The sequence below is a fragment of the Kitasatospora sp. GAS1066B genome, from assembly GCF_041262605.1.
In the GTDB taxonomy this organism is placed as follows: domain Bacteria; phylum Actinomycetota; class Actinomycetes; order Streptomycetales; family Streptomycetaceae; genus Kitasatospora.
This window is the reverse complement of the sequence record NZ_JBGCCO010000081.1, coordinates 1-4,748: the sequence shown is the minus strand read 5'-3', so window position 1 is coordinate 4,748 and position 4,748 is coordinate 1. Positions and strand designations below refer to the sequence as shown.

Genomic DNA, 4,748 nt, shown 5'->3' with positions numbered 1-4,748 from the left:
GGGGGCGCGCCGGGGGGGGGGGGGGGCCCGCGCCCCGGGCGGGGGGGGGGGGCCGCCCCCCCCCCCCCCCGGGGGGGGGGGGGGGCGCCCCCCCCCCCCCCCCCCGGCCCCGCCGCACGTCAACTCGGTTCAGCCCTTGGTCAGGTGACGGCCGATCACCAGGCGCTGGATCTGGTTGGTGCCCTCGACGATCTGCAGCACCTTCGCCTCGCGCATGAAGCGCTCGGCCGGGAAGTCCTGGGTGTAGCCGTAGCCGCCGAGCACCTGGACCGCGTCGGTGGTCACCCGCATCGCCGTGTCCGTGCAGAACAGCTTGGCCATCGCCGCCTGCTTGGCGAACGCCAGGCCCTCGTCACGGCGGCGGGCGGCGGTCAGGTAGAGCGCGCGCCCGGCCTCGATCTGGGTGGCCATGTCGGCGAGCATGAACGACAGCCCCTGGAAGTCGGCGATCGGGCGGCCGAACTGCTGCCGGTTGCCCGCGTACTCCACCGCCAGGTCCAGTGCCGCCTGGGCCACCCCGATCGCGCAGGCCGCGATGCCGAGCCGGCCCGAGTCCAGCGCGGCGAGCGCGATCTGGAAGCCCTGGCCCTCCTCGCCGATCAGCCGCTCGGCGGCCACCTTGACCCCGTCGAAGTGCAGTTGGGCGGTGGGCGAGCTGTTCATGCCCATCTTGTGCTCCGGCGGCGCGGCCGACAGCTGCTCGGCGTCGCCCGGGACGAGCAGGCAGCTTATGCCGCGCGGGCCGTCCTCACCGGTGCGCACGATCGCGCTGTAGAAGTCGGCCCGGCCGCCGTGGGTGATCCAGGCCTTGGTGCCGCGCACCACGTAGTGGTCGCCCTCTCGGTCGGCCCGGGTGCGCAGGGCGGCGGCGTCCGAACCGGACTGCGGCTCGGAGAGGCAGTACCCGCCGAGCTGCTCGCCGCCGAGCATCCCGGGCAGCCAGCGCTCGCGCTGCTCGGGGCTGCCGAAGGTGGCCAGCGCGTGGCAGGAGAGGGTGTGCACGCTGACGCCGAGCCCGACCGCCAGCCAGCCGGCCGCCAGCTCCTCCAGCACCTGGAGGTAGACCTCGTAGGGCTGCTCGCCGCCGCCCACCGCCTCCGGATAGGGCAGCGACAGCAGGCCCGCCTCGCCCAGGGTCCGGAAGACGTCGCGTGGGAAGCGGCCGGCCGCCTCGTCCGCGGCGGCCCGGGGCAGCAGTTCGCGGTGCACCAGGTCACGGGTGAGGGCGAGCAGTTCGCGGGCCTCGTCGCTGGGCAGCTGACGCTCCACGGGCTTGGGGGGTGCGGCGTTCATGAGGGTGGTCGCCTCCTCGGTCGGGCCCCGGGGTCTCCGGTGGGCGCAGGGCAGAACAGGGGTGCGCGTCCGCCACCGGGTCGCAGTGAACGGGCGTTCACACGCCTGGCGAAGCGAGTATGCCTGATCGAGCGCCTCCCGTCACGACCGCCCGCCGATCGCCGGCACCCGGGCTGCTCCGGTCCAAAGGCCAGGTCAGGGACCGTACAGTGGCGCCCATGGAGCACCCGGAGGGCTTGGCCGAACTCGCCGCGCGGCTGCGCGCCCTGCCGCCGTCCTGCGGCGAGGTGCGGCTGGTCGCGGTGGACGGGTACGCGGGCAGCGGCAAGACCACCTTCGCGGGCCGGCTGGCCACGGCACTCGGCGGGGCGCCGGTGGTGCACCTGGACGACCTGGCCACCCATCAGGACTTCTTCGACTGGACCGGGCGGCTGAGCGAGTGGGTGCTGCGGCCGCTGGCCCAGGGTGAACCGGCGCGCTTCGAGGCATACGACTGGGTCGCCCGGCGCTTCCAAGGGGCGCGCGAGGTGCCGGCCGCTCCCGTGGTGCTGCTGGAGGGGGTGGGTGCCGGCCGGCGGGCGGTGCGGCCCGCGCTGGCGGAGCTGGTCTGGATGGAGCTGCCGGCCGCCGACGCGCGAGCCCGCGGCCTGCGGCGGGACGGGCCGGAGCTGGCCGCCTTCTGGGAGCGCTGGACGGCGGCCGAGGCGGCGCACTTCGCGGCCGACCCCAGCCGGCCGTACGCGGGGGCGCGGGTGGACGGGCGGACCGGCGAGCTGCTGCCGCCGCCGCTGGGAGCGCCGACCGGCGGGCTGAGCGGTCGCTCGAGCCGACTTGACCAGCTCTGACCAGTGGGCTAAGCGGCCGCTTGACCAGCTGTACGGATTTGAACTAAGTTCTCGTCCAGCGGGGTTGTTGACCCCGCAACTAGACGCGGCACCTCCGACTCGTTCCCCCGTGAGCCGGAGGTGCCGTTCTGCTTTCCGGCCGACTTCCCGATTTCCGGCCGGCCGCCCGCGCGCGGTTTCCCTTCGAGGCCGTTTCCCCACGGGTCTGCCCGGGAATCGTGCCAGCAGGCCCTCGCGGCGACCGTCAGCACACCAACGGTCAACGCACACCAATGATTTGGACCTGCGCCACACTCTTCCGGATCAGCGCCACACGGGTACGATTCCGCACAGGCGCAGAAGCGTCCCGGGTGCACGGCGCTGTCCCGCCATTGACCGGGCCTCGGTGCACACCACGGGGGGCGTGAGTGACCACTGTTGAGAACTCCGGCAGCACCGGCAGGCCGCACGGGCCCGCCGACCGGGCCTGGCTGCGGGCGATGGACGCCTACACGGCCGGCGCCTACGCCCGCGCCGAGGAGGAGTTCCGCACCGCCGTCCGGCTCGACCCCGGCATGGCGGACGCCTGGCTCGGCCTGCACGCGCTGCGCTGCGACACCTCGGGCGCGCTGCTGTCCATGTACCGCCACAAGAAACGTTTCGGCGAGCAGCGCCGGCGCCACGCCCGGCCGCTCAGCTCCTGGTACTGGCTGGGCTGGTGGGTGCAGCCGGTCCTGGAGGACGAGCGCGACCTGTCGCTCGCGCACGCCTCGCACTGGCTGGACGGCCGGCACCTGACCGAGCTGGACCGCGCGATGGCCCAGTGCCCGCCCGCCGCACAGGACCCGTCGGTCCGCTTCCTGCACGCCTGCCGCTCCTACCTGCTCAAGGACTGGGAGCAACTGATCCGGGACACCGACCAGTTACTCGACGACGCGCTGCTCGGCATCGAGGCCGGACTGTTCGGCGGGATGGCCCGGGTGCGGCTCGACATGTGCGCCCAGGCGCAGGCCCCGCTGGCCGCCTCGTTGGCCCGCTGCCGCTCCGAGCAGCCGCAGCGCAAGGAGCTGCGCTACTGGCTCGCCCGGGCCTACGAGGGCGCCGGGCGCAGCGCGGCCGCGCTGCCGCTCTACCGCGCGGTGCACCGGGCCGACCCCGCCTTCATGGACACCGCCGCGCGGCTGGCCGCGATCGCCGCCGAGGACGGGCTCGGACTGCTGGAGGAGCTGCCCGCCTTCGGCGCGGGCGACGGGCTCGCCGAGGACATGCCCGGCTCGGACGGCGCCGCGCTGGACCTGATCGCCGGACTCGGTGCGGTGGCCGGGATCGGCGGCGTGCTGGAGTCGGCGTACGGCGAGGCGGGTTTCGAGGAGCCGGCGTTCGAGGCGACGGCCTTCGAGGAGAGCGCCTTCGCGGACGAGGCCGGGTTCCCCGACGAGGGCAGGTTCGCCGACGAGGGCGGCTACTCGGACCAGCCGGACACCGGGCCGCTCCAGGTGGTCGGCCGCTCGCCGGTGGCCGAGCGCTCGGGCGAGGGCCCGCCGGCCGGGCCGGGCAGCGGGCCCGGCGGACCGGAAGCGGCGCAGGAGGCCCTCTCGGAGACCGCCGCCGACCCGGCCCCGGCCGCCGTGGCCAGCGCGGGCGCCGACCCCACGCCCGGCGTCCCGGAGCCGCAGGCGAGCGGGCAGCAACGGCTCGACGAGGCGCTCGCGGCGCTGGAGCGGATGGTCGGGCTGGACCCGGTGAAGCGGCAGGTCCGGGCGCTCTCCGCGCAGTTGCGGATGGCCGGCCTGCGCGCCGAACAGGGCCTGCCGGTCCAGCCGCCCAAGCGGCACTTCGTCTTCTCCGGCCCGTCCGGCACCGGCAAGACCACCGTGGCGCGGATCCTCGGCCAGGTCTTCCACGCCCTCGGGCTGCTCTCCGGCGATCACCTCGTGGAGGCGCAACGAGCCGACCTGGTCGGCGAGTTCCTCGGGCAGACCGCCGTCAAGGCGAACGAGCTGATCGACTCGGCGCTGGACGGCGTGCTCTTCATCGACGAGGCGTACAGCCTGGCCAACTCCGGCTACAGCAAGGGCGATGCCTACGGCGACGAGGCACTGCAGGTGCTGCTCAAGCGGGCCGAGGACAACCGGGACCGGCTGGTGGTGATCCTGGCCGGCTACCCCGAGGGGATGAACCGGCTGCTGGCCGCCAACCCCGGCCTCAACTCCCGCTTCACCACCCGGGTGGACTTCCCCAGCTACCGCCCCGCCGAACTGACCGCGATCGGCAGCGCGCTGGCCGCCCGGGACGGCGACGGCTGGGACGAGGACGCGGCGGACGAGCTGGCCAGCATCTGCGCCCACGTGGTCGGCGAGGGCTGGATCGACGAGCTGGGCAACGGCCGGTTCATCCGCACCCTGTACGAGAAGTCCTGCGCCTACCGCGACCTGCGCCTCTCGCTCTCCCGCGAACTGCCGACCCGTGAGGACCTGGCCACCCTCCGGCTCCCCGACCTGGTCCAGGCCTACGGCGAACTGATCGACGGCCGGAACTAGCTTGATCTTTAACCTGTGCGGCGGGGGCGAGGGGTGTTGGACTTCTTCGTCTTCTTCGCTGCTGGCTTCGTCGTGCCTGTCTTGCGGGCTG

Annotated in this window: 3 protein-coding genes; 2 read left to right on the top strand and 1 reads right to left on the bottom strand. The window is 74.3% G+C overall.

The genetic code is table 11. The features are described from left to right. Nucleotides 1–129: 129 nt before the first annotated feature. Complete coding sequence (locus tag ABH937_RS38095; RefSeq protein WP_280694374.1) at nucleotides 130–1,293, bottom strand: acyl-CoA dehydrogenase family protein; 1,164 nt, start codon at nucleotides 1,291–1,293, stop codon at nucleotides 130–132. 218 nt (nucleotides 1,294–1,511) lie between these two features. Here ABH937_RS38095 and ABH937_RS38090 point away from each other — a divergent pair, with 218 nt between their 5' ends. Together ABH937_RS38090 and ABH937_RS38085 are read left to right on the top strand one after the other, a co-directional pair. Beyond that, complete coding sequence (locus ABH937_RS38090) at nucleotides 1,512–2,138, top strand: uridine kinase (RefSeq protein ID WP_370220844.1); 627 nt, start codon at nucleotides 1,512–1,514, stop codon at nucleotides 2,136–2,138. Nucleotides 2,139–2,617: 479 nt separating this feature from the next. Further along, on the top strand, nucleotides 2,618–4,657 hold the full coding sequence (locus ABH937_RS38085; protein ID WP_370220845.1) for an AAA family ATPase: 2,040 nt from the start codon (nucleotides 2,618–2,620) through the stop codon (nucleotides 4,655–4,657). The last annotated feature ends 91 nt before the right edge of the window (nucleotides 4,658–4,748 follow it).